This window comes from Sporosarcina sp. Y1009 (assembly GCF_057669865.1).
The window spans coordinates 24,978-49,467 of record NZ_JBYHFO010000022.1; the positions used below are offsets into that span (position 1 = coordinate 24,978).

Here is a 24,490-nt window from a genome sequence, read left to right on the forward strand (position 1 = left end):
TTGTCCAAACTTGAAGCATACTAATACCGTAATAACGACAAGTATCAATTTTGTGGAAAGTGAGGCATTATATGAAAGCAACCGGCATCGTTCGAAGAATTGATGATTTAGGAAGGGTAGTCATTCCAAAGGAAATCCGAAGAACGCTTCGAATTCGGGAAGGAGATCCACTTGAAATATTTACGGATCGAGACGGTGAAGTGATTTTAAAGAAATACTCTCCAATATCTGAATTGGGGGAGTTTGCAAAAGAGTACGCAGAGACGCTTTATGAAACACTTGGCACGCCTACATTGATTAGTGATCGAGATGAGATGATTGCAGTGTCGGGGTTATCGAAAAAAGATTATTTGAATCGACAACTATCACCTAATGCTGAGGAGATAATGGCCGGCCGAAAAATGGTAACAGAAAAGCTCGAAAAATCCATTGAGTGGGTGCCAGGACAAATTGAACAGGTCAAATCTTATTGTATTGCGCCCATTATTTCAGGCGGAGATATGATTGGTGCAGTCTATTTACTGTCCAAAGTCCACTTTATCGGAGAACCGGAACAAAAAGCTGCAGAAACTGCTGCCCATTTTTTAGCGAAGCAAATGGAACAATAAAAAACAGCCTTCAAGAAGTGCAAGTATGCACGGTTCTTGAAGGCTGTTTTATTATCGTGTAAGCAGTAATATGTTGCCGTTTATATGTTTTCAACTAAAGGGATTCGCTTTGTATGGAGAATTACATTGCTTTTAATCCTTGGTATCTATTTAGTAAATTATCCAACTCTTGGCTGCAGCTGACAACACTTGGATGAGTAAATCCGAGAACTTTGGCTTTCATATACATATCTTTTTGTTTCAATTTAATCTGTCCTAACAAGATTTTTTTTCTCATAGTTCCTCTTACCTCCATCACTTTTTTGTTCGTTGCAGTAATGTTTAAATGATGATCGTTTGACACACACAATTTCCATCTTATAATAACTGTTTTAAAAAAAATGTCGAAGTGCGTATGAAAAACAGTATAAAATACAATTGTCACTAATTTGTCACAATTACATGGTATAGATTCAATCAGCATTGAAATATCTAACCAATAAGCGGTGGTATTCTTTTCAATAAATCTATTCCCGTAATTGAATTGACTAAACCTCAATTATCCATTCTTCACGTAATCTCATCAAAATTAGAAGATGTTATACTATATTCATTACATTTGGAATGAGGCGCTATGTATGTCTTCAACAATTTGGAATATGAAAACATTCATGAAAGGTGCATCAATCCTTACGATTTCAGCCATTATTGTTAAGTTACTCGGTGCAGTATACCGAGTCCCCTTTCAAAACCTTGTCGGAGATAAAGGGTTCTATATCTATCAGCAAGTCTATCCATTTATCGGGATTTTTATTGTCTGGACTTCATACGGCTTTGCGGTTGCGGTGTCTAAACTACTTGCGGCAAGTAAGAGTCGCGGAGAATCGAAGGCGATGATGCGCGTTGCATTTATTTATTTGTTTTTATTATCGGTTTCGTTTTTTATCCTATTAACTGTATTCGCACCCTTTTTCGCTCAATCCATGGGCGATCCTGGGCTTGCCTCTCTTCTTCGTGCGGGCGCATATATTGTATTCCTGATGCCTGCGTTAGCGGTTCTAAAGGGGTCGTTTCAATCAGAAGGTCGGATGGTACCCGTTGCCGTGTCTGGAGTCGGTGAACAAGCCGTCCGGGTTGCTGTGATTCTAGTTGGTACATGGATTGCGGTACGTGCAGGCGCATCCCTTTATACGACTGGTGAAATTGCCATGTGGGGTGCAGTGGTAGGAGAATTTGCAGGGGTTGTCATTCTTGCGATTTATTTTAAAAGTGTCTTTAAAGGACCTCCAGAACGAGTAGATACTTGGAAAGTCGTGAAAGAATTAACGGTCGTCAGTTTGAGTGTCAGCGCAAGTTCACTTATTTTGCTGCTCTTTCAACTCGTTGACTCTTTTACAGTCTTTAAAATCCTCCTATCGAGCGGATTGTTAGAAGAGGCGGCAATGAAAACAAAAGGGATATATGACCGCGGGCAGCCACTTGTGCAAATGGGGATATTAGTAGCTACCACGCTGTCGCTGGCTATTGTTCCACTAATCGCCCACCATACAACGAAAAACAAAGGAAAAGGTGCTTTGCCGTTCATCCGCTTAACTTTCCGAACGGCTTTCTTATTTGGTTGGGCTGCGGCTACGGGACTTGCACTCGTCTTACCATATGTAAATGAAATGCTATTTGAGACACGTGCAGGATCATCTGCATTAATCATTTTTTCCATTCAAATATTTTGGCTGTCGCTTATTTTGCCATTAACAGCAATTCTTCAAGGCGCGGGAAAGATAAAGATCCCGTCACTCTTGTTGATAGGTGGGGTAATGGTAAAAATAATGGCCAACCTTCTTCTCGTTCCGATTTTTGGTATTATCGGTGCAGCGATTGCGGGAAATGTTGGTTTTATAGCAATTACACTTGGGCTCATCTTTTACTTTAAAAAGGTTTGGCCAATTGAACTTGCACCACAGCGTTTTTACGGCTGGATATTCACTGCAACGGTATTTATGATTATGGCTGTGTTGCCTTGGATGGGATTGGCAGATCTATGGTTATTGGATGAATTGCCCAGTCGACTTCGTGCAACCATTACGAGTCTCACCTCTGTTGGACTCGGCGCAGTCGTATTTCTTTTCGTGATTATGAAATCGCGTATAATGGCGGAAAGGGAATGGTATCTGCTACCATTTGGAAAACGTTTAGCTACACTGCAATTACTACTTAAAAAGAAAAGGTGATCATATGCACCCCTTAACTATAATTGGCCTTGGTGCCGGAGATCTTGAGCAATTGGCTTTAGGAACATATCGGAAATTAAAAAAATCAAGTTATATCGTATCGCGTACAGATCAACATCCAGCAGTGGCTGAATTACGAGAAGAAGGCATTGAGATTTTTAGTTTTGATGCTATTTATGAAAAGCATGATTCGTTTCAACTTGTATATGAAGAAATCGTCGAAAATCTTCTTCGGTTGTGTCAAGAACATCCAGTAACTTATGTAGTACCGGGACATCCATTGGTCGCGGAAAGAACAGTTCAGCTACTAGTGGAAAAAGAACGTTTAGGCTTAGTCACACTGGAAATTGCAGGTGGAAATAGTTTTCTTGATCCAATTTTTGCAGCGCTCCGAATAGATCCTATTGAAGGTTTTCAATTACTGGATGGAACAGATATGAAGCGGGATGATCTTCATATGTCGCAGCATATTTTAATTGGTCAAGTATATGATGCATTTGTTGCTTCGGAAGTGAAATTAGCACTGATGGAAAAGTACGACTTTGAACATCCAATCACAATTGTGACAGCTGCAGGTTCTAGTAACGAAAAACTAAGAACCGTGCCGTTATTTGAATTGGATCGGGTTACTGAAATCGATAATTTAACGACGGTGTATGTACCGCCTGTCTTTGACATGGAAAATCGCTTGAAAGAATGGTCAACATTTCGAGAAATCATCGTAAAGCTTCGTGCACCCGATGGCTGTCCTTGGGACCGGGAACAAACCCATAAATCATTAAAAAAGTATTTAATTGAAGAGGCCCATGAATTACTCGCTGTGATTGATCAGGAAGACGATGACGGCGTCGTTGAGGAATTAGGGGATGTCTTACTGCAAATCTTTCTTCATGCCCAAATCGGGGAGGGAGATGGATACTTTGCGATGGAGGATATTCTTCAATCAATCGGTTCAAAAATGATTCGTCGCCATCCGCATGTTTTTGGCGATGTAAATGTAGTGAACGCGGAAGAAGTGCTTCATAATTGGCAGGCAATTAAGCAACAAGAAAATCCTCAGCCAGAATCATTATTGGATAATCAGGACCGCGTGTCCTCATCGTTATTAACGTCGTTAAATTATCAAAAAGCAGCAGCAAAAGTTGGGTTTGACTGGCCTGATCTAAACGGTGCTCTTGAAAAATTTGATGAGGAGTGGCAAGAGTTTCAAGAAGAGATTCAAAACGGGACAATAGATAGCCAAACGGACGAGCTCGGAGATGTTCTTTTTACACTTGTGAATGTTGCGCGTTTCTTAAAGCTTTCACCAGAAGAAGCAATGGTATATGCGAATCAAAAATTTAAAAGACGCTTTAATATTGTCGAAAGAGAAGTCAGTCAGCATCGAGGAAGTTTTGGAGACTATACATTAGATGAATTGGAGTCATTTTGGCAATTAGCAAAAAAGGAGGAAAACACTTATGAGAATTGATAAGTTTCTTAAAGTTTCTCGGTTAATCAGAAGAAGAACATTAGCAAAACAAGTCGCTGACCAAGGCCGAATTCAGATTAACGGTCAAGTCGCGAAAGCTTCATCTGTCGTGAAAGAGGGCGATGAAATCGCAATTCGGTTTGGCCAAAAACTCGTGACAGTAAAGGTTGCAATGATTAAGAATACGACGAAAAAAGATGATGCCGAATCCATGTATACGTTGGTAGAGGAAAAGGTAGTGGAGTAAGTTGAAAAACGTTAAAATAATTGGCATGGTGATCTCAGTTATCATTATTGTTTCAATGATTGTCGTGACAATCACAACAAACTTTGGAAATAAGAACGCTACAAATGATCTCGACGAGTACCCAAGTGGATTAATAGAAGATCTTCCAAGTGACAGAGTCGATGAGAGTATAGATTCCGAGCCTGGTCTTGAAAAAAACGAAATCGCGCCTGACTTTGAGCTTGCAACGCTCAACGATAAAACAGCGCGATTGTCGGACTATAGAGGGAAAACAATTATCCTGAATTTCTGGGCATCCTGGTGTCCACCTTGTCGTGTTGAAATGCCCCATATGGAAAATTATTATGAAGCAAACAAGGACACAGAAAATGTAGAAATAATTGCCGTTAATATGACAAAAACAGAAAGAGGCAGCGATAAGATTGATCGAATTGAAGAGTTTGTCAACGATCATAAGTTAAGCTTCCCCATCTTATTAGACGAGACGGGAGAAGTGATAAAACTCTATCAAGTGATGGCGTACCCAACTACGTACATTATAAATCCGGAAGGTGTCATAACGGATGTAGTGATACGTGCTTTAGACGAAGAAATTCTTGCGGAACTTGTGAAGAACAGTAACTAACAAGTCAATCGAGTTGAATACCTAAGTGTGAAGTCTGGCATGTTTTTTTAACTCCCTGCATAAGATGGCTATGAACGTACAAGCAAAGGAGGAAGAATATGCAAATTCAAACAGATAGTCCAACGTATACAATTCCATCGGGTGATCATGTTGTAACAATGCGCAATCGAAAACGAATGGACTTAACTTCGGTAAAGTCTATCGACCGTTTTGACCACGAAGAGTTTCTCGTTCGAACATCTCAAGGGCTCTTGCAAATACGTGGAGAGGAACTGCGCATCGTACACCTTGATGTCGACAAAGGCCTTCTTACGTTAGAGGGGACAGTCGGACTCATCCAATACGATGAAGAAGAATCAGAATCGCGAAATTTCCTCCATAAACTATTTGGATGAGTCTATCCGTACAGTTTCTTAGTCTCCTTGCAATGATTGGAACGGGCATTGTAGGAGCGGGATTCATTGATATGATTGGCATTGGCACAGCGCACGCTGGCAAAAAATCTTTGATTCGACGGCGTGCAGCTGTACTTGAAGTTATTGGCTGGATCATAGTTGGCTTTTGGTCATTCTATATTTTATATATTGTCCGTGCTGGAGAATGGCGTATTTACGATCCATTTGCCCAGCTAAGCGGAATTTTTCTGTACACAAGTTTTATTCATAAGCCTTTTCGCTTTTTTGGAAGAATAGGATTGATTATTTTTTTAAAGCCTTTGTGGTTTGTAATTTATGGTGTTTGTAGATTACTTGTCTGGAAAATTTCCTTAATCGGAAAACTCATTTACTTTCTAATAAGTCCCGTTATTTTAATATTCCATAGATTTCAAAGAAAACTCTTTCAAAGTCGAGAGAAATGATATATAATTTATGGACGTATCTAAAATTGGTTCTTATTTGAAAAGGATGTGCTGGACATGGTGAAAAAACAAAATACAAGATCTTCTGCGACAATTGCTTCCATCAATAAAGAATATGTCCAATCCCTTCAACAAAAAATTGATCGGAAGAAAGCACGGAAAGTTCGTTTGTATCGTAGATTAACAGTCTTCGCGGTCGCTGCAGTCATTATTCTTGGGTTCTTTACACATTCGTTCTTTGAACAAAAAAAGATTTTAGCATTAAAAGAACAAGAAAAAACTGAGCTGCTCTCTGAATTAAAAGAGGTAGAAAATGAACAAGAAATGTTAGTTAATCAGCTTGCAAAATTAGATGACGATGAGTATATCGCTAAGCTTGCGAGACAAGAGTATTTCTTATCCGATAAAAATGAAATTATATTTTCAATGCCAAATAAAAAAGTTGAAGATAAAAAGAAATCTGAGGAAAAAGAGTAGTCTTATTGACACTCTTTTTTTTATTCGTTATAGTAGAAGGTAGTATATCGATTATTTTCATGACTTATGAATATGGTTGGAAGGCTTTTACAAAGCCCGCTTAAATCTTAAGGAGGAGCATTTTTTTTATGTCAATTGAAGTAGATAGCAAGTTACAGGGTAAGGTTACAGGGATTACAAATTTTGGGGCGTTCGTAGAGCTACCGAACGGTTCAACAGGCCTTGTTCACATTAGTGAAGTCGCGGACAGCTATGTTAAGGACATTAATGAACATTTTAAAGTCGGCGATATGGTTGAAGTGAAAGTGATGAATGTTGGAGCAGATGGTAAAATTGGATTGTCGATTAGACGTGCAAAACCAGAATCTGAACGTCCACAACGTCCGCAACGCCCACGCCAAGGAGGAGGAGGACGTCCAGGTGGAGGCCGTCCAAGCGCCGCTGTTCGTCCGGAAAACTTCGAACAGAAAATGGCACGTTTCATGAAAGATAGCGAAGAGCGTCTTTCAACATTGAAACGGGCAACAGAATCTAAACGCGGCGGTCGAGGTGCAAGAAGAGGGTAACTTGCTAGCTGTTTTACAATAAGAAAAATGATTCATATATGTAAGTGGCATGTTAGATTCTATCTGATAGGCCACTTTTTGTTTCTCAGTGTCAAAACTATGTTTTGACAAGGATTTCAAGGTGGAAACTATGAACGCAAGAGCGCGTTCAAGTTTCTTTACTGTTAAATAAAAAACGCGACTTCCATTGGTTATGGAGGTTGCGTTTTTGGTTTTTTGGGAATAGATCTATGGCTCTAAAATTCCGGGTTTTTTCCGGCAGGGCTATTTTCGATAAGTGCCTCGAAAATATGCCTCAGTGTCAAAACTATGTTTTGACTAGGGATTTAAGGTGGAAACTATGAACGCAAGTGCGCGTTCAAGTTTCTTTCTCGAAAATATGCCTCAGTGTCAAAACTATGTTTTGACTAGGGATTTAAGGTGGAAACTATGAACGCGAAGTGCGCGTTCAAGTTTCTTACTCAAAAATATGCCTCAAGATCAAAACCTCGTTTTGATAAGTACTTTAAGGAAGAAAAAGTCGGCTAAGTTCGCCGATTGTTCTTTTATGGCGGCGGAGGGAGTCGAACCCCCGACCTTACGGGTATGAACCGGACGCTCTAGCCAGCTGAGCTACGCCGCCTTATTTTTCACAACAGATTGTATCTTACATTGCTCGGTGAAAAATGTCAAGGTGCGTAGAAAAAGAAAAACAGTTCGGAAAGAGTCGAAAAGTTTAGTTGATTTACTACCATGAACAGACAAATTCTTTTCCACTCCCTATGTATACTCAGACATACGTCAGCATAAGGGGGATGGAAAATGAAGTTAACAAGTAATTTGGAAAGACCAGTTTCTCAAGTGATACGGGAAAATATCGAGGAAGTTAGAAAAAAGAAAACGCAAATCATGATGGGGACTTTGTTTTTACTTGGTTCATTTTTCTTAGCACAAGCGGTGTTGTTTGATGCCGCAGTTCCTTTTTTCTTACCAATTTGGGCATTAGCGGCTGCTCGTTTTAGAAAATACTTAATTTGGGTCTTTATAGGCGGTATGGCAGGCAGTGCATTTTTAGGTATTGGACAAGCAGTTATACATTTGCTTCAACTAATTTTATTCACAAGTATTATTCGTTATCAAATTTCACAAAAATCCATACAACTTACTGTGGCTTTATGTATTTTTATTGTTCAGTTTGGTTGGCAGTTTATGATGTATGCGGGGCAACTACCATTGGAGATTCAACTGGTTATTGGATATGAAGTCGTCTTGGCATTATTTATGACATTCTTTTTGTTTGTTGCCTTTCCGCCAGAGAATCGTATTTTTTTCGGGGAATGGTCATCTGAGCGACTAGGTGCGGCTTGTGTAATTGGTGCGATGGTGCTCACAGGCATGAAAGGTGTAGTGATCGGTTCTATTTCGATTGCAGGTGTTCTCATACACCTAACGATACTTCTAGCGGCTTCTACGGGCGGGTTGTTATTTTCCACAACGGCCGCAATGATTATTGCGGCCGTTATGGGGATTGCAGAATTATCATTTACAGGAATGATTGCAGTCTATGGAATAACCGGTTTTTTTGCAGGTGCACTGAAGCGATATGGTAAATTAGGGATTGCTTTTGGAGGGGTTATTGTTTCTCTGTTTTTCTTTATGTATGACTTAACTTTGCCGATCGACAGTACTCATTTTTATACGATTGGTGTTGCGACACTCATTTTTTTGTTAATCCCATCAAAAAAAACTCAACCTTTAAATAAAATATTTTTTCCTGAAGTCATAGACAACTCGAAGAAAAGACAGGAGTGGGTTTCTGAACGGCTCGATGAACAACTTAATGATTTTCAGCAGTTTACAGAGTTTATGTCTTCATTAGTCGAGGAGCAGGGTTTGGATAATGGAAATTCAAAAAGAGTCGGGATAAAAACGCCTGTTGTCTGTAACGCTTGTTTTCGCTATTCGAAATGCTGGGATAGCGAAGATGGTGATATGGCAGAGCTAATTAGCGAATGGGAAACGTCTTATTCATTGACAAAAAAAGCTGCGCGACATCGTGTTGAAGAGAGGATTAAGTATAAATGCATTCGTTTTACTGGGCTTACGGCAGAGTTAGAAGAAACTTCTGCAAATCGTCTTTTAAGCGGACAATTGCAACACGGTCGTAAAATGTTGGCACTCCAATTAAGAGATTTGGGTAATCACTTAGATGAATTAATGAAAGAAATTAAAGGCGATTTGTCCGTTCATATAACTGCAGAAGAAGAGCTTGGTAAAGAATTGGACAAATTAGGAATTGAACACTTTCAAATTGATGTTTTATCGGAAGAACGCGGCGCGCGTAAAATTGTTTGTAGTTTACCGGAGCGCAAATCTGATTTTGAAACGGATACGATGGTAGCGGAACGTTTGATATTGCCGATATTGGAAGAGTTATACGCCGAACCTTTTCAAGTTTCCAAATCTGTCTTAAAACATGAGCCCTTTACGCATATTCGCGTCACGCTTTCATCAGCGGTTCGTTATCTATTCGATTATGGAATTGTTGCAACGTCCGGTGAAAAAACATTCCGCGCAGGTGATGCTTACGAGGTTTTCCAGATTCATGAAGGTCTAACAGCAGTTCTCCTATCAGATGGTATGGGGCAGGATATCAAAGCGTACCAAGAAAGTAGAAAAGTAATTCGGTTGATGAGAGAATGCTTAAATCGTAAAATGGATCCTGAAACGGCCATGCACACCTTGCATTATATGATGTCCTTAAATGGACTGGATGATATGTACGCAACGATTGACTTGGCGCTGATCGATTTACAAGAAGGTAAGTTGTGGGCTTGGAAGGCAGGTTCCATGAGCACTTATATTAAACGTGGTGATGATTATTTTAGAATTGATAGTATGTCTGTGCCCGTTGGATTTCTACCATCATTCTCAGTGAAAGCAAACCAAGTGAAATTAAAAGCTGGTGATCTATTAGTGATGATGACAGACGGGATTTTTCAAGGAGATGTAGCGCTCGAGTTACAAGAAAAGGTGCTATACGGTATACTTGGAAAATACGGTCATTTACATTGTGAAGAAGTCGCACATCGAATTGTGAATGAAATGGAAAGACGATTTCGCGCAGTCGATGATGATCGAACGGTTCTCGTGATTAAAATTGATCATGTCCTTCCAGAGTGGGCAAGTTTTACACCCTATTCACAAGTGGCCGCTCGATAATGTTGAAAGTAGGTGAAGATGTGGAAGCATTTAACAAGTTGATATTGAATTTTATCAAAAAAGAATCGCTGATTAAACCACGAGACCGTGTTCTCGTAGCGTGTTCAGGTGGTGTTGATTCAATGGCACTGCTCCACTTCTTTGCCAATCACCGAAAGGAACTCGAAGTTGAAGTTGCCGCCATTCATGTAGACCATATGTTGCGCGGAGAAGAATCTGCTTTAGAAGGTGACGTCGTAAAGAACATATGCAAGCAACTGGACGTCTCTTTTTTTAGTGGTCAAGTACCAGTGCTAGAAATTCTTGAAAAAGAAGGTGGTAATGTACAGGCGGTATGTCGAGAAGGAAGGTATAATCTATTTGATAAAATAATGCGCGAAGAAGATTATACAATCCTGGCAACAGCGCATCATGCTGAAGATCAACTTGAAACTGTCGTGATGCAAGTGATAAAAGGGCTAATACCTTCAGGGATTCCGACTAAAAGAACGCTGAACAACGGCTTACTCATTCGACCCTTCCTCCCAACGAGAAAAGAGACGCTTTATAAGTATATAAAGGAAAATGATTTGCTGTTTTGCGAAGATCCGTCTAATCAAAGCGATGCCTATATGCGAAACCGTATCCGGCAGCAAGTTATCCCGCACTTGATTTGTGAAAATCCGAAAGCTCCGGAAAGAGTTGCGGCCATGGTGGAGGAATTACAAGAAGATGAAGCATTCCTATGGGCTACCGCGAAAGAACAATTAGACAAGATGATTGATTTTACAACTGAAGGACTTCCGACAATTAGCAAACAATCCTTATTAAGCATGCCAACTGCTTTACAAAGGCGAATGATTAAATTACTATTAGGGTATCTTTATGATAATAATAAAGTCCTCGTTCGTTATAAATATACACTCATCGAACAGTTGTTATCTCATCTCAAATCCGAGGATGGAAACGTCTCGATTGATCTCCCATCAGGTTACCGCTTTTTAAGAGAATACGATAAGTTGACATTCGAAACAAAAAAGTCAATTTCAAATCCTTCAGCTATGGTAAAAGTCCTACCATTGGGCAAAAAAATAAAATGGCGCAATCAGTGTTGGATTTACTGGGCAGAAATAGATCAGGTGCAACCAAATCTATTAGTTCAAGCAAAGGAAATTATGTACTTTAGTCTGTCGGATGTTTCACTACCACTTTCGGTTAGGAATAGAAAAGCAGGTGACCGGATTTTGTTAACGGGAATGAAGAATCCGAAACGATTGTCAAGATTGTTTATCGATGAAAAAGTAAAATTATCATTACGTGACGAATTGCCGATTGTCGTCACGAACAATGAAGAAGTGTGTGCAGTACTTGGTGTGCGTTATGGCGCTATGTTTTCTAAAAAAAGATTGGAAACAAGCCAGTACATATTTTTATCAGGAGAATATTAAATCACTATTAAGGAGGAGTTTCGATGCTCGCCAAGGACATTGAAGAAGTACTGATTACCGAAGAAGAAATCCAACAAAAGATTGATGAGTTAGGTGCCGCACTGACTGAAGAATATCAAGATAAGTTTCCGCTTGCAATTGGTGTACTTAAAGGTGCTTTACCATTTATGAGTGATTTAATTAAGCATATTGATGCCTATATTGAACTTGATTTTATGGACGTTTCCAGTTATGGAAATGCAACTGTATCGTCTGGTGAAGTGAAAATCGTCAAAGACTTAAATACAAGCGTCGAAGGACGGGACGTATTGATCATTGAAGATATTATAGATAGCGGGAAAACATTAAGCTATCTCGTAGATCTGATGAAGTATCGTAAAGCAAATTCCATAAAGATCGTAACACTACTAGACAAACCAACTGGCCGAAAAGTAGATTTAGAAGCTGATTACATCGGTTTTAATGTGCCAGATGCATTCGTAGTAGGATACGGTTTAGACTATATGGAGAAATATCGCAATCTACCTTATATCGGAGTATTGAAAAAAGAAATTTACTCTTTTTGAAGCTTTCCGAACCACCCCGAAAAGGGGTAAGGGAAAGCTTTTTTTACGTAACAATTATAATGCGTTTTCTTTGTAGAATGAAGATTACTTATGGTAAGATTTACAATAGTTTTCTGTTTAACGAAATGAGGAGGCCTAGGGATGAATCGAATACTTCGATACTTTCTACTATACGGACTAATTTTCTTGGCTTTAATGGGAATATTTGGTTCGCTGAATAAAACAAACCCGAAAATCAAGCCGATTTCATACAATGAATTTCGGTCAGCACTTGAAGAAGGAAATGTAATAAGCGCCACAATTCAACCCGATCAGCTCGTTTATGAAGTGAAAGGCGAGATGAAAGGCTATGAAGAAGGCGAAACATTTGTAACGAATATTCCGCAGTCGCATGATGCATTGCTCAATGATATTGATGAAGTTGCATCGTCGGCGTCGGTTAAGATTGAATATTTAAAAGCACCAGAAACGAGCGCGCTCGTATCATTTTTCACGGGACTCGTTCCATTTATCATTATTATTATTCTGTTCTTCTTCCTGTTGAATCAGTCACAGGGTGGCGGCGGCGGTAAAGTAATGAATTTCGGTAAGAGTAAGGCGAAGCTCCATACAGATGATAAAGAGAAAGTCAGTTTTGATGATGTAGCCGGAGCCGATGAGGAAAAAGCAGAGCTTGTAGAAGTTGTTGACTTCCTCAAAGACGCACGTAAGTTTATCGAAGTTGGCGCACGTATTCCACAAGGGATTCTCCTTGTAGGACCTCCAGGTACAGGTAAAACATTGCTTGCACGTGCGGTTGCAGGTGAAGCAGGAGTACCATTCTTCTCAATTTCAGGTTCTGACTTTGTTGAGATGTTTGTAGGGGTCGGTGCATCACGAGTTCGTGATCTATTTGAAAATGCGAAAAAGAACGCACCATGTATTATCTTCATTGATGAAATTGATGCAGTTGGACGTCAGCGCGGGGCAGGACTTGGCGGCGGACATGATGAACGTGAACAAACGCTTAACCAATTACTAGTTGAAATGGATGGTTTCGGTGAAAATGAAGGAATCATTATCATTGCAGCTACAAACCGCCCAGATATCTTAGACCCAGCACTTCTACGTCCTGGACGTTTTGACCGTCAAATTACAGTAGGTCGTCCAGATGTAAAAGGAAGAGAAGCGGTTCTTAAGGTACATGCTAGAAATAAACCATTTGACGACACCGTAAATCTTAAGGCGCTTGCACAGCGTACACCAGGTTTTTCTGGTGCTGATCTTGAGAACTTGTTAAATGAATCTGCACTTGTTGCAGCAAGACGTAACAAGAAGAAAATCGACATGTCTGATATTGATGAAGCAACTGACCGCGTAATTGCGGGACCTGCTAAATCCAGTCGAGTAATCTCTAAAAAAGAAAGAAATATTGTTGCATTCCACGAAGCGGGTCACGTAGTTGTTGGACTCATACTCGACGAAGCGGATATTGTACACAAAGTAACAATCGTCCCTCGTGGGCAAGCGGGCGGATATGCCGTTATGCTTCCGAAAGAAGATCGATACTTTATGACGAAACCGGAACTCCTTGATAAGATTTCTGGACTTCTCGGAGGGCGTGTTGCAGAAGAAATCGCGCTTGGCGAAGTTTCTACTGGCGCACATAATGACTTCCAACGTGCAACTGGAATCGCAAGATCTATGGTAACTGAATATGGAATGAGTGATAAACTAGGTCCATTACAATTCGGTCAATCCCAAGGTCAAGTATTCCTTGGAAGAGACTTTAGTTCCGAACAAAATTATTCCGAGTCAATTGCATATGAAATTGATCAGGAAATGCAACGTATCGTAAAAGAAGAATATGAGCGTACGAGACAAATACTGACAGAAAATCGTGATTTGCTTGACTTAATTGCTACGACTCTTCTAGAAGTAGAAACGCTTGATGCTGAGCAAATTAACCACTTGAAAGATCACGGGACTTTACCAATCCGTCCATATGACAATAATGGTGAAGAAGAAAAAGAAGAAAAAGAAGAAAAAGAAGAAGTGCCTTCTGAAAAAGAAAAAGATGAAACAGTTATCACAGATTCAACAGGCGCTCCATCAGATCCATCAATTGGCAATTTGCCAAAAGAAACAGGATATGAAAGTCCACCAAATCCGTTTGACGAAAAACGAAGAGATTAAAAAAATGAAAGCTGGCCCTTTTCGAAGCGGTCAGCTTTTTTTAAATCAATGATTTGTGGTATGATATGTTGAAAATTGTAACAGTTAGTGAGGAACCTAAAATGATCTTAGTGTTGGATACAGGAAATACAAACATTGTCCTCGGCGTTTACGACGAAGGTAAACTCAAATACCATTGGCGCATGGAAACATATCGTCAGAAAACAGAAGATGAGTATGCGATGCAAGTCAGATCGCTTTTCGCCCATGTCGGTTTAACCTTCAGTGCAATTCATGGAATTATCATCTCATCAGTCGTCCCACCGGTCATGTTTCCACTTGAGCAAATGTGTAGAAAGTATTTCAACATAAAGCCGCTCATTGTTGGACCAGGGATAAAAACAGGTTTGGATATTAAATATGAAAATCCGCGTGAAGTAGGCGCAGACCGAATTGTCAATGCTGTCGCAGCTATTGAAGAATACGGAAGTCCACTTATCATTGTCGATTTTGGTACAGCTACGACGTATTGCTATATAAACAGTAACGGTGGATATATGGGGGGCGCGATTGCTCCTGGTATAGGAATTTCTATGGAAGCTTTATTTGACCGCGCTTCTAAATTACCAAGGATTGAATTAGCACGTCCAGACAATGTTGTTGGGAAAAATACAGTCTCGGCGATGCAAGCTGGAATTGTATTTGGCTATGTTGGTCAAGTTGAGGGTATTGTTGCGCGCATGAAAGCACAAAGTAAGGTAGTACCAACAGTTATTGCAACTGGTGGTTTGGCTGACTTAATTGCCAGCGAAACAACGGTTATTGATAAAGTTGATAACTTTTTAACACTTAAAGGACTACACCTTATTTATCAAAGAAACATATAAAGAATTACCCGATGTGAAGGAGTAGGAAAAAATGAAGGATTATTTAGTAAAAGCACTCGCATTTAATGGAACAATTCGGGCTTATGCCGTTAGGTCTACTGATACGATTAATGAAGCACAAAAACGTCATAATACTTGGCCGACAACAAGTGCCGCAATTGGCCGTTCTATGACAGCGGCAGTTATGATGGGGGCTATGTTAAAAGGTGAAGATAAATTAACGATTAAAATTGAAGGGGACGGACCGATTGGACCAATGGTAATTGATTCAAACGCGTACGGAGAAGTTCGTGGTTATGTAACAAATCCGGAAGTTCACTTTGAGTTAAATGAATCAGGGAAACTTGACGTCAAGCGTGCGGTTGGAACAACGGGGATGTTGTCGGTTGTGAAGGATTTAGGTCTTCGTGAATTCTTTACAGGCCAAGTTCCACTTGTATCTGGTGAAATTGCAGAAGATTTTACAGAGTATCTTGTCGTTTCCGAACAAGTTCCATCTGCAGTTGCACTTGGTGTGCTTGTGAATCCGGATAATTCAATAAAAGCAGCCGGCGGATTTATCATTCAGGTCATGCCTGGCGCAACAGAAGAAACGATCGATATTTTAGAAGGAAAAATCGCGACGATGGAACCGATCTCAACAATGATTGATAACGGACTGTCACCTGAAGAGATATTACATTCAGTTTTAGGCGAGGAAAATGTTGAAATTCTTGACAAATTGGATGTTTCATTCGAATGTAATTGCTCAAGAGAACGTTTTGGCAATGCAATTATTGGTCTCGGGGAAGTAGAGATTCGCGAAATGATTGAAGAAGATGGCCAAGCTGAAGCGAATTGCCATTTTTGTTTAGAGTCATATATTTATGATGAAAAGGAATTAGAAGGGTATATCCATGAAATTCAATCAAGAACCTAAAGGTGATGGAACGAATTCGGGAACCCGAAGATTAAAAGAGAAACCGCTATTAATCGTCATTGGCATTCTTCTGCTCAGTAATATCGTGTGGTTTATCGCGTGGACAGTAACTGATAAATCATGGGAATCTGAAGAAGTAGTAGCTGAGATTGATGGTGAAGCGATAAAACGTGAAACTTGGATGGCTGCAATGGAAGAAAAGATTGGTCGCGAAACTTTAGTTGAACTAGTGAACTACAAAGTAATGGAAGCTGCGGCTGAAAAGTACAAGATTAAAGTATCTGATAAGGAAGTCGATCTAGAACTCGCACTTGTTCATTCAGCTGACGATCAAGTGCTCAAAGGAATATCTACTGAGGAAGAGCGTGAAAGAATGCGTACCTCTATTATTTTGGAGGAAATCCTAACGGTAGATATCGTGATTGATGATCAAGCTATTCAAGCCAGCTATGAGAATCAGTCATCACTTTATAATACGCCGGATGCTTACCGGACTGCCATCATTGTTCTTTCTACCAAAGAAGATGCTGAAAATGCACGAATTGAATTGACGGAAGGGTCTAACTTTAATGTTTTGGCAAGGGAACGCTCAGTTGATGCTTCTTCTGCAAATCTTGGAGGCGATCTTGGGTATATTCACGAGGCAAAAGAGGCTATAGATCCTCACATCATTGAAACGGCTTCATCATTGAAACCGAATACAACAAGTGACATCCTCGAATTGGCAAACGGTGATTTTGCAATCCTTCATGTGAGCGACATCATGAAGGGGAAAGCATTTAAATTAAACGAAGTGAAAGATCATATTAAACGAAAACTTGCGATGGAACAACTAACCGAAACAGTGAGTGTAGAATCCTTTTGGAAGGAATTCGATACAACCTGGTTTTACGAATAAAATTTAGTGAAAAAGCGTGGATGGGAATTTTAACATTTCCTTCCACGCTTTTTTAATTTAAATATTCTTGGATTACTTCTAAAAAGTTGGGGAAGTAATAGAATAACAGTGGCGATATAACATTTGACACCATGTACAAACTCGTAGTAGGATTAATGGTATAAAACATATCAAAATAGTAGGAATTAGGAGAGGGTAATATGACAATGGTTGGAAACTCAGTTGCCGATTTAGTTGGAAAAACACCACTTGTGAAGTTGAATCGACTGACGGGTGCAGATGATGCTGATATTTATTTGAAATTAGAATATTATAACCCTGGATCTAGTGTGAAGGATCGAATTGCGTTAGCAATGATTGAAGCAGCTGAAAAGTCTGGTGACCTACTAGCGGGTGGTACGATTATTGAACCCACAAGTGGTAATACAGGAATTGGATTAGCAATGATTGCAGCTGCTAAAGGATATAAAGCTGTTTTAGTTATGCCGGATACCATGAGTATGGAAAGACGAAACTTATTGCGTGCATACGGCGCCGATTTAGTATTGACACCAGGTGCAGAAGGTATGAAAGGTGCCATCGCTAAAGCTGGAGAACTTGCCAAAGAAAATGATTGGTTTATGCCCCAACAATTCAATAATGCAGCGAATCCTGAAATACACCGTTTAACAACTGGCCCAGAAATTGCAGATGCGTTAGATCGTGTTGATGCATTTGTTTCGGGTATAGGTACGGGTGGTACAATTACGGGTGTAGGAAGCGTATTAAAAGAACGTTTCCCTGATGTGAAAATTATTGCAGTAGAACCAACGGATTCTCCTGTCCTGTCAGGTGGCCAACCTGGTCCGCATAAAATCCAAGGAATTGGTGCTGGATTTGTTCCAGAAGTACTTGATACAGATATTTATGACGAAATTATTCTTGTATCAAACGAAGATTCATACGAAACAGCGAGACGTACGGCGCGTGAAGAAGGAATTCTCGGTGGTGTTTCGTCAGGAGCGGCAATTTTCGCAGCACTTCAAGTCGCTAAAAAACTTGGAAAAGGCAAGAAAGTAGTTGCCATTCTCCCATCTAACGGAGAACGTTATTTAAGCACTCCGCTTTATCAATTTGATGATTAATGCATTGTCATAATAAGGTGTTGTTGCCTTTTTGACGATTTTCTAGATATATCATAAAAAAATATCCCAAAGGTGAAGGAAATGATGACATTTCCTTCACCTCTTTTTGTTTTAGTTTTTATGCACAAAATAGCGAATTTGCGTTAAGATAGAGATATCAATCGGTACCGAGGGGGAATAGTAAGATGACGCGACAAGTACCGGCCTTCACGGCTAATACAATGACAGAAGAGCAGTTTTTTAATGCCTATCAACAACTTGCTTATGCGAACGAGGAACATATTCTGCTGGAAAGTGGCCGCGGGGGTAACTTATCAATTGCCGGCATTAATCCATTAGCCATACTTCAAGCGGTCGAAGGCGATTCTTTAAAAATATCATGGCGCGATGGTACTGAAGAAATTCGACAAGGTGATCCACTCGACCAAATCACTCAGTTTGTTGCGAATTATGAAATCGATTATATTCCGGAGCTTCCTGAATTTCAAGGCGGCGTATTAGGATTTATTAGCTATGATTACGTGCGAAGATACGAACAAATTCCGGAGGATACAGTAGATTATTTAAAAACACCGGACTTATTCTTTTATTTATTTGATGAGTGGGCAGTTCTTGACATCGAAGCGAAAACTGCCTATTTTATAACACTTCCAGGAAATGACTTGAATCCCTCTGACGTTATGAATAAATGGACAATAGCAGCTGCAACAGCATCTGTAGAAAGTGTTTCACCAGATGCATTGGAACCTTCAGATGATCTAACAGTGTCTGTGACTGGTCCGCAATTTGAAAAGATGGTGGAAGATGTACAGGAATACATTGCAAAAGGCGATGTGATTCAAGTAAATCTTTCCGTTAGACAATCGAAATCATTAACAGTACATCCACTTGCGTTATACAAAGCGCTTCGTTCGGTTAATCCATCACCTTATATGGTTTCAATGGGTGCATCCACATTTTCAGTCGTGTCCAGTTCTCCAGAATTACTTTTGAAAAGGCGTAGAAACGAGTTAACAACACGTCCAATTGGTGGAACAAGACCAAGAGGTGAGACAGTCGAAGAGGACATTACCCTCGAAAAAGACTTGCTGTCGGATGAAAAAGAAAAAGGCGAACATATCATGCTTGTTGAGTTAGAAATAGAAGACTTGGAAAAAGTTTGCGAGAAAAACACAGTAGAAACCAATGAATTTATGGTCGTCGAACGTTACTCGCACGTCATGCATCTTGTATCAAATGTTCGAGGTTCCGTCGCACCGGAAACTTCAAATGCAGATATCGTAAAAGGTGTATTCCCAGGTGGCACAATTACAGGGGCACCAAAGCTTCGCACAATGGAAATTATTGAGGAGCTCGAACCAGAACGGAGAGGTCTATATACAGGATCGATTGGTTGGTTCGGTTTTCATGGAGATTTTGAATTGAATGTCGTGATTCGCACAGCATACATACAAAATGGCATCGCACATATTCAAGCGGGAGCGGGCTTGGTAGCAGATTCAATTCCTGAAAATGAATATTTTGAGTCCTTAGCGAAAGGAAAAGCGTTATGGTTAGCGAAATCAGTAGCTGAAAAGGCATAGAAGAAAAGGAGACTAACTTCATGTTATGTTGGATGAATGGTGAGTTCAAACCTGCGGCAGAATTAAAAATATCTCCGTTCGATCACGGTTTTTTATACGGAGTCGGTTTTTTTGAAACTTTTCGGACATACGATGGCAAGTTGTTTTTATTTCAATCTCATATGGAGCGCTTAAACAAAGCACTTTGCGAATACCGGATAACTCTACCTTACGAAATAGATGAAATTATAGCGGCTGTAAAAAAGCTAAATGCGGCTGCAGGTGGGATAGACGGTTATTTCCGTTTGAATGTCTCAGCAGGTGTTCATGATATTGGACTTGCACCATCTTCATATCCTGCACCGACTGTCATTTTATTTAGAAAAGAATTACCTATAACGGCTTCTGTTACTGAAAAAAAGGGTGTCTGGTTGGAGACAATTCGAAATAACCCGGAAAGCACAATGCGTCATAAATCGCATAGTTTTCTTAATAACGTCCGAGGTAGATTAGAGCTTTCGTCATTAAAAGAACATGAAGGATTGTTTCTCAACCATGATGGGTTTGTCGCGGAAGGAGTGACATCCAATGTGTTTTGGATGAAAAACGGAAAGCTATTCACACCTGCGATAGAGACTGGCATTTTACCTGGAACAACCCGTGCGTTTGTGATGGATCTTGCAAAATCTGCAGAAATAATCGTGCACGAAGGATTCTACACAAAACAAGATGTTGAAAATGCTGACGAAATATTTGTAACGAACGCGATTCAAGAACTTGTGCCCCTTGCATCAATAGAGGGAATCGCATTACCCGGTAATACCGGAATTTATTATCAAAAATTATTCGATTTATATAGAAAAGTGATAGATGATATGAAAGCAGGTAAAAACTGATGGCGTTAACACATACAAAAGAAATCTACCGGTTTGGGGAAGTCCAAATTGATTTTCGACAAGAAACAGTGATTATGGGGATTTTGAACGTAACACCAGATTCGTTCTCCGATGGTGGAAAATATAGCCGAATTGACGCAGCGCTTAAGCATGCAGAAAAAATGATGAAAGACGGTGCGAAAATTATTGATATTGGCGGCGAGTCGACTCGTCCAGGACACGCACCTGTTTCACTTGAAGAAGAACTAGAGCGAACTGCGCCTGTCATAGAAGCAATCACCAGTGAATTGAATTGTGTTGTTTCCATAGATACATATAAAGCGGAAGTTGCAGAGGCTGCGATGAAAGCTGGTGCGCATATTATTAATGATATATGGGGTGCCAAACGTGAGCCGGAAATTGCAAAAGTTGCTGCTTCATACAATGCGCCGATTATACTGATGCATAATCGCGAACAAGCAAACTATGAAGGCGTGTTAATGGATGAAGTGATAGCAGATTTGAATGAAAGTATAGAAATTGCAACGAATGCTGGTGTTTCTACAGAAAACATATGGTTGGACCCAGGGATTGGATTTGCAAAAAACACAGCACAAAATATCGCTGTGATGCAAGGATTGCAAAAAATAGCCGAACTCGGTTATCCTCAATTGCTCGGAATATCACGAAAGACGATGATTGGAAAGGTTTTAGATCTACCTGTAGAAGAACGCCTCGAAGGAACAAGCGCAGCGGTTTGTTTTGGGATTGAAAGAGGCTGTCATATTATCCGCGTTCATGACGTAAAAGAAATTGCGCGTGCCGTTAAAATGATGGATGTCTTAACAGGTAAGGTTACATATAGGGAATAGGAGAATGCATAATGGATTATATTCATTTGAACGAAATGGCGTTTTACGGTTACCACGGCGCATTGCCGGAAGAAACTAAACTTGGGCAGCGTTTTCGATTAACGGTATCGCTAGCGACAAATCTTGAAGAAGCGGGGCAGACTGATAATCTTGATAAAACCGTAAATTACGCGGAAGCTTATGAGCTTTGCAAGGAAATTGTAGAAGGTAAACCATTAAAACTAATTGAAGCCGTTGCAGAAAAGGTTGCGGGAGAGTTATTGAACCGCTATCCTACCAAGATTTCAGGAGTGCGTGTAGTTCTCATTAAACCAGATCCGCCGATACCTGGACATTATACATCTGTATCCGTTGATATTACCCGTGGGATATTCAAATGAACCACGCATTTATATCGATTGGATCAAATATTGGCGAGCGTTCAAACCACTTAAAAAATGCTGTTCGGGCATTGCATTTGCAGGAAAATATAGTGGTATTGTCGGTTTCATCTATCTATGAAACCGCACCGGTTGGCTTCACCGATCAATCTGACTTTTTAAATATTGTCATAGAGGTAAGTACAACATTAGATCCTCATCAATTACTAGGTGTTTGCCAGAAAATTGAACATGACTTAGGAAGAATTAGAACACTAAGATGGGGCCCGCGAATTGTCGACCTCGATATTTTACTTTATAATACCGATAATATTATAACGGATAATCTAATTGTCCCGCACCCACGAATGCATGAACGGGGGTTTGTCCTGATACCTCTTCTTGAAATTTCGCCGGAAGCTGCTGATCCAGTAACGGGTCAACAATACAAGGAAGCGATAGCAGTTCATGATCAAGGTGTTTTACTGCAACAAAAATTGAGCGGTGTCGAAGATTTTATCAAATAAGGATAGATGAGTCGACTGGCGAGTTAGATGGTTTTGTTGAAGGAGTAGCGGAGTGAGAACAAACGGCTTTGAGCGAAAGTGCTAGCTAATTATAAGTTCGAGCTACCGCGAATTGTGGTAGCTCTTTTATTTGTGTACAATAGGGATATAATCAAAACATGAATTGTAGCATGTAATTTATCGGAGGAGTGAATGAAATGTCTAATCTTGATGATTTAAACGACCAACTTCTGGTGAGACGACAGAAGATGCAAGATATAAGAGAAAGTGGACTAGATCCATTTGGTTCGAAATTTGAGCGAACGCATTTATCTTTAGAGATTCGCGAAAAATATGAAGGATTCACGAAAGAAGAGTTAGAAGAAGCTTCATATGAAGTGAAAATTGCCGGCCGTATTATGACTAAGCGTGGAAAAGGGAAGGCGGGATTTGCTCATCTACAAGATTTGGACGGACAGATTCAAATTTACGTTCGAAAAGATGCTATAGGTGAAGAAGCATACAAACTTTATAGCAGTACTGACCTTGGTGATATTATTGGTGTTGCTGGGACAGTGTTTAAAACGAATGTTGGAGAACTATCGATAAAGGTTAAAGAGTTTACCTTCTTGACCAAAGCACTTCGTCCGATGCCTGAGAAATTCCATGGCTTACAAGATATCGAACAACGTTATCGTCAACGTTATTTAGACTTGATTTCTACAGAAGGCAGCAAAGAAACATTTATTCTACGTAGCAAAATAATTCAATCGATGAGGCGTTACCTAGATGATCAAGGATTCCTCGAAGTTGAAACGCCAATGTTGCACGCAATTGCGGGAGGAGCATCAGCGCGTCCATTCATTACTCACCATAATTCATTAGACATGACGCTTTATATGCGTATCGCTATTGAACTCCATTTAAAGCGGTTAATCGTAGGTGGTCTTGAGAAGGTGTATGAAATTGGGCGTGTATTCCGTAACGAAGGAACTTCAACTCGTCACAATCCTGAATTCACAATGATTGAACTGTATGAAGCGTATGCAGACTACGAAGATATAATGGCGCTAACCGAAAACATGGTCGCACATATCGCACAAGACGTCCTCGGAACTATGGAAGTTACTTATGGCGAGGACATCATTAATTTAGCACCGGGTTGGAAGAGACTTCACATGGTGGATGCTGTTAAAGAATATACAGGTGTTGACTTCTGGAAAGAGTTGACTAAAGAGGAAGCTCACGCAATTGCAAAAGAGCACGGAGTAGAAGTAACTCCAATGATGGAAGTGGGACATGTACTCAACGAATTCTTCGAACAAAAAGTTGAAGAAGAATTAGTGCAACCAACATTCATCTTTGGACATCCAGTTGAAATCTCTCCACTCGCGAAAAAGAATCCGGTAGATGAGCGTTTCACAGATCGATTTGAATTATTTATTGTGCGTCGTGAACATGCGAATGCATTTACAGAACTTAATGATCCAATCGATCAGCGTCAACGTTTTGAGGCGCAACTTGTAGAAAAAGAACAAGGAAATGATGAGGCACACGATATGGACGAAGACTTCATTGAAGCCTTAGAGTATGGACTACCACCGACTGGTGGACTTGGGATTGGAATCGATCGCCTTGTCATGCTACTTACGAATGCACCTTCAATACGGGATATTCTTCTTTTCCCACAAATGCGTCCGAGAGATTAACTATATAGAAGTAACACTGAATTAATTAATTGAATTTCAATTTATAAAACGTATTCTTTAAAATGGAAATAGCTGTGCGAGGCCGTTAACAACGAGCTTCGCACGTTTATTCCTATGAGGTAATAAAGTTAGTGATGAAAAGTTTTGAAAAACTGTTGCATTGTAGATCAATGCCTGTTATAGTTATGAATGTCGCCAAAACACCACGTAAACAACGAAAAAGATTTTATAAAAAGTTGTTGACATGTGTGAAACGGTTTGATATGATATAAGAGTTGCTGTTGCGAGACGGTAACACAGAAACGAATATGTAAGTAGAGTTCTTACTTAATATAATGAACCTTGAAAACTGAACAGCAAAACGTCAAGAT

The 24,490-nt window shown here is 40.0% G+C and carries 24 protein-coding genes and 1 tRNA gene; 23 read left to right on the top strand and 2 right to left on the bottom strand.

Annotated features, from left to right (window positions below; genetic code table 11):
• The first annotated feature begins 71 nt into the window (after positions 1–71).
• Complete coding sequence (spoVT, locus tag AC25Y1_RS17745; RefSeq protein WP_488149337.1) at positions 72–608, top strand: stage V sporulation protein T; 537 nt, start codon at positions 72–74, stop codon at positions 606–608.
• A 121-nt stretch (positions 609–729) separates the two neighbouring features.
• Here the strand turns inward: spoVT and AC25Y1_RS17750 are convergent, their stop codons facing one another.
• Positions 730–885 carry a Spo0E family sporulation regulatory protein-aspartic acid phosphatase gene (locus AC25Y1_RS17750; RefSeq protein WP_488149338.1) on the bottom strand — a complete coding sequence of 52 codons (156 nt, stop codon included), beginning with the start codon at positions 883–885 and terminating at the stop codon, positions 730–732.
• Between the two features lie 340 nt (positions 886–1,225).
• Here AC25Y1_RS17750 and AC25Y1_RS17755 point away from each other — a divergent pair, with 340 nt between their 5' ends.
• The 8 genes from AC25Y1_RS17755 to AC25Y1_RS17790 all read left to right on the top strand — a co-directional run bounded on the left by AC25Y1_RS17755 (position 1,226) and on the right by AC25Y1_RS17790 (position 7,060).
• The gene (locus AC25Y1_RS17755) at positions 1,226–2,815 is read left to right on the top strand and encodes a putative polysaccharide biosynthesis protein (protein WP_488149339.1); all 1,590 of its coding nucleotides are present in this window, start codon (positions 1,226–1,228) and stop codon (positions 2,813–2,815) included.
• A 4-nt stretch (positions 2,816–2,819) separates the two neighbouring features.
• A complete protein-coding gene (gene yabN, locus AC25Y1_RS17760) occupies positions 2,820–4,286 on the top strand; it encodes a bifunctional methyltransferase/pyrophosphohydrolase YabN (RefSeq protein ID WP_488149340.1) in 1,467 nt (488 codons plus the stop codon).
• Positions 4,276–4,533 carry an RNA-binding S4 domain-containing protein gene (locus AC25Y1_RS17765; RefSeq protein WP_488149341.1) on the top strand — a complete coding sequence of 86 codons (258 nt, stop codon included), beginning with the start codon at positions 4,276–4,278 and terminating at the stop codon, positions 4,531–4,533. The genes yabN and AC25Y1_RS17765 overlap by 11 nt, the downstream gene beginning before the upstream one ends.
• Before the next feature lies 1 nt (position 4,534).
• A complete protein-coding gene (locus AC25Y1_RS17770; protein WP_488149342.1) occupies positions 4,535–5,158 on the top strand; it encodes a peroxiredoxin family protein in 624 nt (207 codons plus the stop codon).
• 98 nt (positions 5,159–5,256) lie between these two features.
• A complete protein-coding gene (yabP, locus tag AC25Y1_RS17775; protein ID WP_488149343.1) occupies positions 5,257–5,553 on the top strand; it encodes a sporulation protein YabP in 297 nt (98 codons plus the stop codon).
• On the top strand, positions 5,550–6,017 hold the full coding sequence (gene yabQ / locus AC25Y1_RS17780; protein ID WP_488149344.1) for a spore cortex biosynthesis protein YabQ: 468 nt from the start codon (positions 5,550–5,552) through the stop codon (positions 6,015–6,017). The genes yabP and yabQ overlap by 4 nt, the downstream gene beginning before the upstream one ends.
• 57 nt (positions 6,018–6,074) lie before the next feature.
• The gene (locus AC25Y1_RS17785) at positions 6,075–6,494 is read left to right on the top strand and encodes an FtsB family cell division protein (protein WP_488149345.1); all 420 of its coding nucleotides are present in this window, start codon (positions 6,075–6,077) and stop codon (positions 6,492–6,494) included.
• Positions 6,495–6,622: 128 nt separating this feature from the next.
• Positions 6,623–7,060 carry a S1 domain-containing RNA-binding protein gene (locus AC25Y1_RS17790; protein ID WP_488149346.1) on the top strand — a complete coding sequence of 146 codons (438 nt, stop codon included), beginning with the start codon at positions 6,623–6,625 and terminating at the stop codon, positions 7,058–7,060.
• 548 nt (positions 7,061–7,608) lie between these two features.
• On the opposite strand, the gene AC25Y1_RS17795 is transcribed toward AC25Y1_RS17790, so the two are convergent.
• Positions 7,609–7,682 (bottom strand) — tRNA-Met (locus AC25Y1_RS17795).
• A 179-nt stretch (positions 7,683–7,861) separates the two neighbouring features.
• Between AC25Y1_RS17795 and AC25Y1_RS17800 the strand changes: the two genes are divergently transcribed.
• The 14 genes from AC25Y1_RS17800 to lysS all read left to right on the top strand — a co-directional run bounded on the left by AC25Y1_RS17800 (position 7,862) and on the right by lysS (position 24,119).
• On the top strand, positions 7,862–10,261 hold the full coding sequence (locus tag AC25Y1_RS17800) for a SpoIIE family protein phosphatase (RefSeq protein ID WP_488149347.1): 2,400 nt from the start codon (positions 7,862–7,864) through the stop codon (positions 10,259–10,261).
• On the top strand, positions 10,261–11,688 hold the full coding sequence (gene tilS, locus AC25Y1_RS17805) for a tRNA lysidine(34) synthetase TilS (protein WP_488149348.1): 1,428 nt from the start codon (positions 10,261–10,263) through the stop codon (positions 11,686–11,688). Before AC25Y1_RS17800 ends, tilS begins: the two co-directional genes overlap by 1 nt.
• Before the next feature lie 23 nt (positions 11,689–11,711).
• The gene (hpt, locus tag AC25Y1_RS17810) at positions 11,712–12,254 is read left to right on the top strand and encodes a hypoxanthine phosphoribosyltransferase (RefSeq protein ID WP_488149349.1); all 543 of its coding nucleotides are present in this window, start codon (positions 11,712–11,714) and stop codon (positions 12,252–12,254) included.
• A gap of 141 nt (positions 12,255–12,395) precedes the next feature.
• Positions 12,396–14,429 (top strand): ATP-dependent zinc metalloprotease FtsH, encoded by a 2,034-nt coding sequence (gene ftsH, locus AC25Y1_RS17815; RefSeq protein WP_488149350.1) that lies wholly within the window; start codon positions 12,396–12,398, stop codon positions 14,427–14,429.
• A 101-nt stretch (positions 14,430–14,530) separates the two neighbouring features.
• Positions 14,531–15,295 (top strand): type III pantothenate kinase, encoded by a 765-nt coding sequence (locus tag AC25Y1_RS17820; RefSeq protein ID WP_488149362.1) that lies wholly within the window; start codon positions 14,531–14,533, stop codon positions 15,293–15,295.
• A gap of 31 nt (positions 15,296–15,326) precedes the next feature.
• Positions 15,327–16,214: an Hsp33 family molecular chaperone HslO gene (hslO, locus tag AC25Y1_RS17825; RefSeq protein ID WP_488149351.1), complete on the top strand. Its 888-nt coding sequence runs from the start codon at positions 15,327–15,329 to the stop codon at positions 16,212–16,214.
• A complete protein-coding gene (locus AC25Y1_RS17830) occupies positions 16,192–17,112 on the top strand; it encodes a peptidyl-prolyl cis-trans isomerase (protein ID WP_488149352.1) in 921 nt (306 codons plus the stop codon). The genes hslO and AC25Y1_RS17830 overlap by 23 nt, the downstream gene beginning before the upstream one ends.
• 200 nt (positions 17,113–17,312) lie before the next feature.
• Positions 17,313–18,236, top strand: coding sequence for a cysteine synthase A (gene cysK, locus AC25Y1_RS17835; protein ID WP_488149353.1), 924 nt, complete (start codon positions 17,313–17,315; stop codon positions 18,234–18,236).
• Between the two features lie 185 nt (positions 18,237–18,421).
• Positions 18,422–19,819 carry an anthranilate synthase component I family protein gene (locus tag AC25Y1_RS17840; RefSeq protein ID WP_488149354.1) on the top strand — a complete coding sequence of 466 codons (1,398 nt, stop codon included), beginning with the start codon at positions 18,422–18,424 and terminating at the stop codon, positions 19,817–19,819.
• Positions 19,820–19,839: 20 nt separating this feature from the next.
• The gene (pabC, locus tag AC25Y1_RS17845) at positions 19,840–20,694 is read left to right on the top strand and encodes an aminodeoxychorismate lyase (protein ID WP_488149355.1); all 855 of its coding nucleotides are present in this window, start codon (positions 19,840–19,842) and stop codon (positions 20,692–20,694) included.
• Positions 20,694–21,545, top strand: coding sequence for a dihydropteroate synthase (folP, locus tag AC25Y1_RS17850; RefSeq protein ID WP_488149356.1), 852 nt, complete (start codon positions 20,694–20,696; stop codon positions 21,543–21,545). Before pabC ends, folP begins: the two co-directional genes overlap by 1 nt.
• Before the next feature lie 11 nt (positions 21,546–21,556).
• Complete coding sequence (folB, locus tag AC25Y1_RS17855; RefSeq protein ID WP_488149357.1) at positions 21,557–21,925, top strand: dihydroneopterin aldolase; 369 nt, start codon at positions 21,557–21,559, stop codon at positions 21,923–21,925.
• Positions 21,922–22,431 carry a 2-amino-4-hydroxy-6-hydroxymethyldihydropteridine diphosphokinase gene (folK, locus tag AC25Y1_RS17860; protein WP_488149358.1) on the top strand — a complete coding sequence of 170 codons (510 nt, stop codon included), beginning with the start codon at positions 21,922–21,924 and terminating at the stop codon, positions 22,429–22,431. Before folB ends, folK begins: the two co-directional genes overlap by 4 nt.
• A 197-nt stretch (positions 22,432–22,628) precedes the next feature.
• Positions 22,629–24,119, top strand: coding sequence for a lysine--tRNA ligase (lysS, locus tag AC25Y1_RS17865; protein ID WP_488149359.1), 1,491 nt, complete (start codon positions 22,629–22,631; stop codon positions 24,117–24,119).
• The last annotated feature ends 371 nt before the right edge of the window (positions 24,120–24,490 follow it).

What these genes read in the sequence shown, in the direction of transcription:
- spoVT (WP_488149337.1), top strand. Translation starts at nt 72, where the DNA reads ATGAAAGCAACCGGCATCGTTCGAAGAATTGATGATTTAGGAAGGGTA.
- AC25Y1_RS17750 (WP_488149338.1), bottom strand. Translation starts at nt 885, where the DNA reads ATGAGAAAAAAAATCTTGTTAGGACAGATTAAATTGAAACAAAAAGAT.
- AC25Y1_RS17755 (WP_488149339.1), top strand. Translation starts at nt 1,226, where the DNA reads ATGTCTTCAACAATTTGGAATATGAAAACATTCATGAAAGGTGCATCA.
- yabN (WP_488149340.1), top strand. Translation starts at nt 2,820, where the DNA reads ATGCACCCCTTAACTATAATTGGCCTTGGTGCCGGAGATCTTGAGCAA.
- AC25Y1_RS17765 (WP_488149341.1), top strand. Translation starts at nt 4,276, where the DNA reads ATGAGAATTGATAAGTTTCTTAAAGTTTCTCGGTTAATCAGAAGAAGA.
- yabP (WP_488149343.1), top strand. Translation starts at nt 5,257, where the DNA reads ATGCAAATTCAAACAGATAGTCCAACGTATACAATTCCATCGGGTGAT.
- yabQ (WP_488149344.1), top strand. Translation starts at nt 5,550, where the DNA reads ATGAGTCTATCCGTACAGTTTCTTAGTCTCCTTGCAATGATTGGAACG.
- AC25Y1_RS17785 (WP_488149345.1), top strand. Translation starts at nt 6,075, where the DNA reads ATGGTGAAAAAACAAAATACAAGATCTTCTGCGACAATTGCTTCCATC.
- AC25Y1_RS17790 (WP_488149346.1), top strand. Translation starts at nt 6,623, where the DNA reads ATGTCAATTGAAGTAGATAGCAAGTTACAGGGTAAGGTTACAGGGATT.
- AC25Y1_RS17800 (WP_488149347.1), top strand. Translation starts at nt 7,862, where the DNA reads ATGAAGTTAACAAGTAATTTGGAAAGACCAGTTTCTCAAGTGATACGG.
- tilS (WP_488149348.1), top strand. Translation starts at nt 10,261, where the DNA reads ATGTTGAAAGTAGGTGAAGATGTGGAAGCATTTAACAAGTTGATATTG.
- hpt (WP_488149349.1), top strand. Translation starts at nt 11,712, where the DNA reads ATGCTCGCCAAGGACATTGAAGAAGTACTGATTACCGAAGAAGAAATC.
- ftsH (WP_488149350.1), top strand. Translation starts at nt 12,396, where the DNA reads ATGAATCGAATACTTCGATACTTTCTACTATACGGACTAATTTTCTTG.
- AC25Y1_RS17820 (WP_488149362.1), top strand. Translation starts at nt 14,531, where the DNA reads ATGATCTTAGTGTTGGATACAGGAAATACAAACATTGTCCTCGGCGTT.
- hslO (WP_488149351.1), top strand. Translation starts at nt 15,327, where the DNA reads ATGAAGGATTATTTAGTAAAAGCACTCGCATTTAATGGAACAATTCGG.
- AC25Y1_RS17830 (WP_488149352.1), top strand. Translation starts at nt 16,192, where the DNA reads ATGAAATTCAATCAAGAACCTAAAGGTGATGGAACGAATTCGGGAACC.
- cysK (WP_488149353.1), top strand. Translation starts at nt 17,313, where the DNA reads ATGACAATGGTTGGAAACTCAGTTGCCGATTTAGTTGGAAAAACACCA.
- AC25Y1_RS17840 (WP_488149354.1), top strand. Translation starts at nt 18,422, where the DNA reads ATGACGCGACAAGTACCGGCCTTCACGGCTAATACAATGACAGAAGAG.
- pabC (WP_488149355.1), top strand. Translation starts at nt 19,840, where the DNA reads ATGTTATGTTGGATGAATGGTGAGTTCAAACCTGCGGCAGAATTAAAA.
- folP (WP_488149356.1), top strand. Translation starts at nt 20,694, where the DNA reads ATGGCGTTAACACATACAAAAGAAATCTACCGGTTTGGGGAAGTCCAA.
- folB (WP_488149357.1), top strand. Translation starts at nt 21,557, where the DNA reads ATGGATTATATTCATTTGAACGAAATGGCGTTTTACGGTTACCACGGC.
- folK (WP_488149358.1), top strand. Translation starts at nt 21,922, where the DNA reads ATGAACCACGCATTTATATCGATTGGATCAAATATTGGCGAGCGTTCA.
- lysS (WP_488149359.1), top strand. Translation starts at nt 22,629, where the DNA reads ATGTCTAATCTTGATGATTTAAACGACCAACTTCTGGTGAGACGACAG.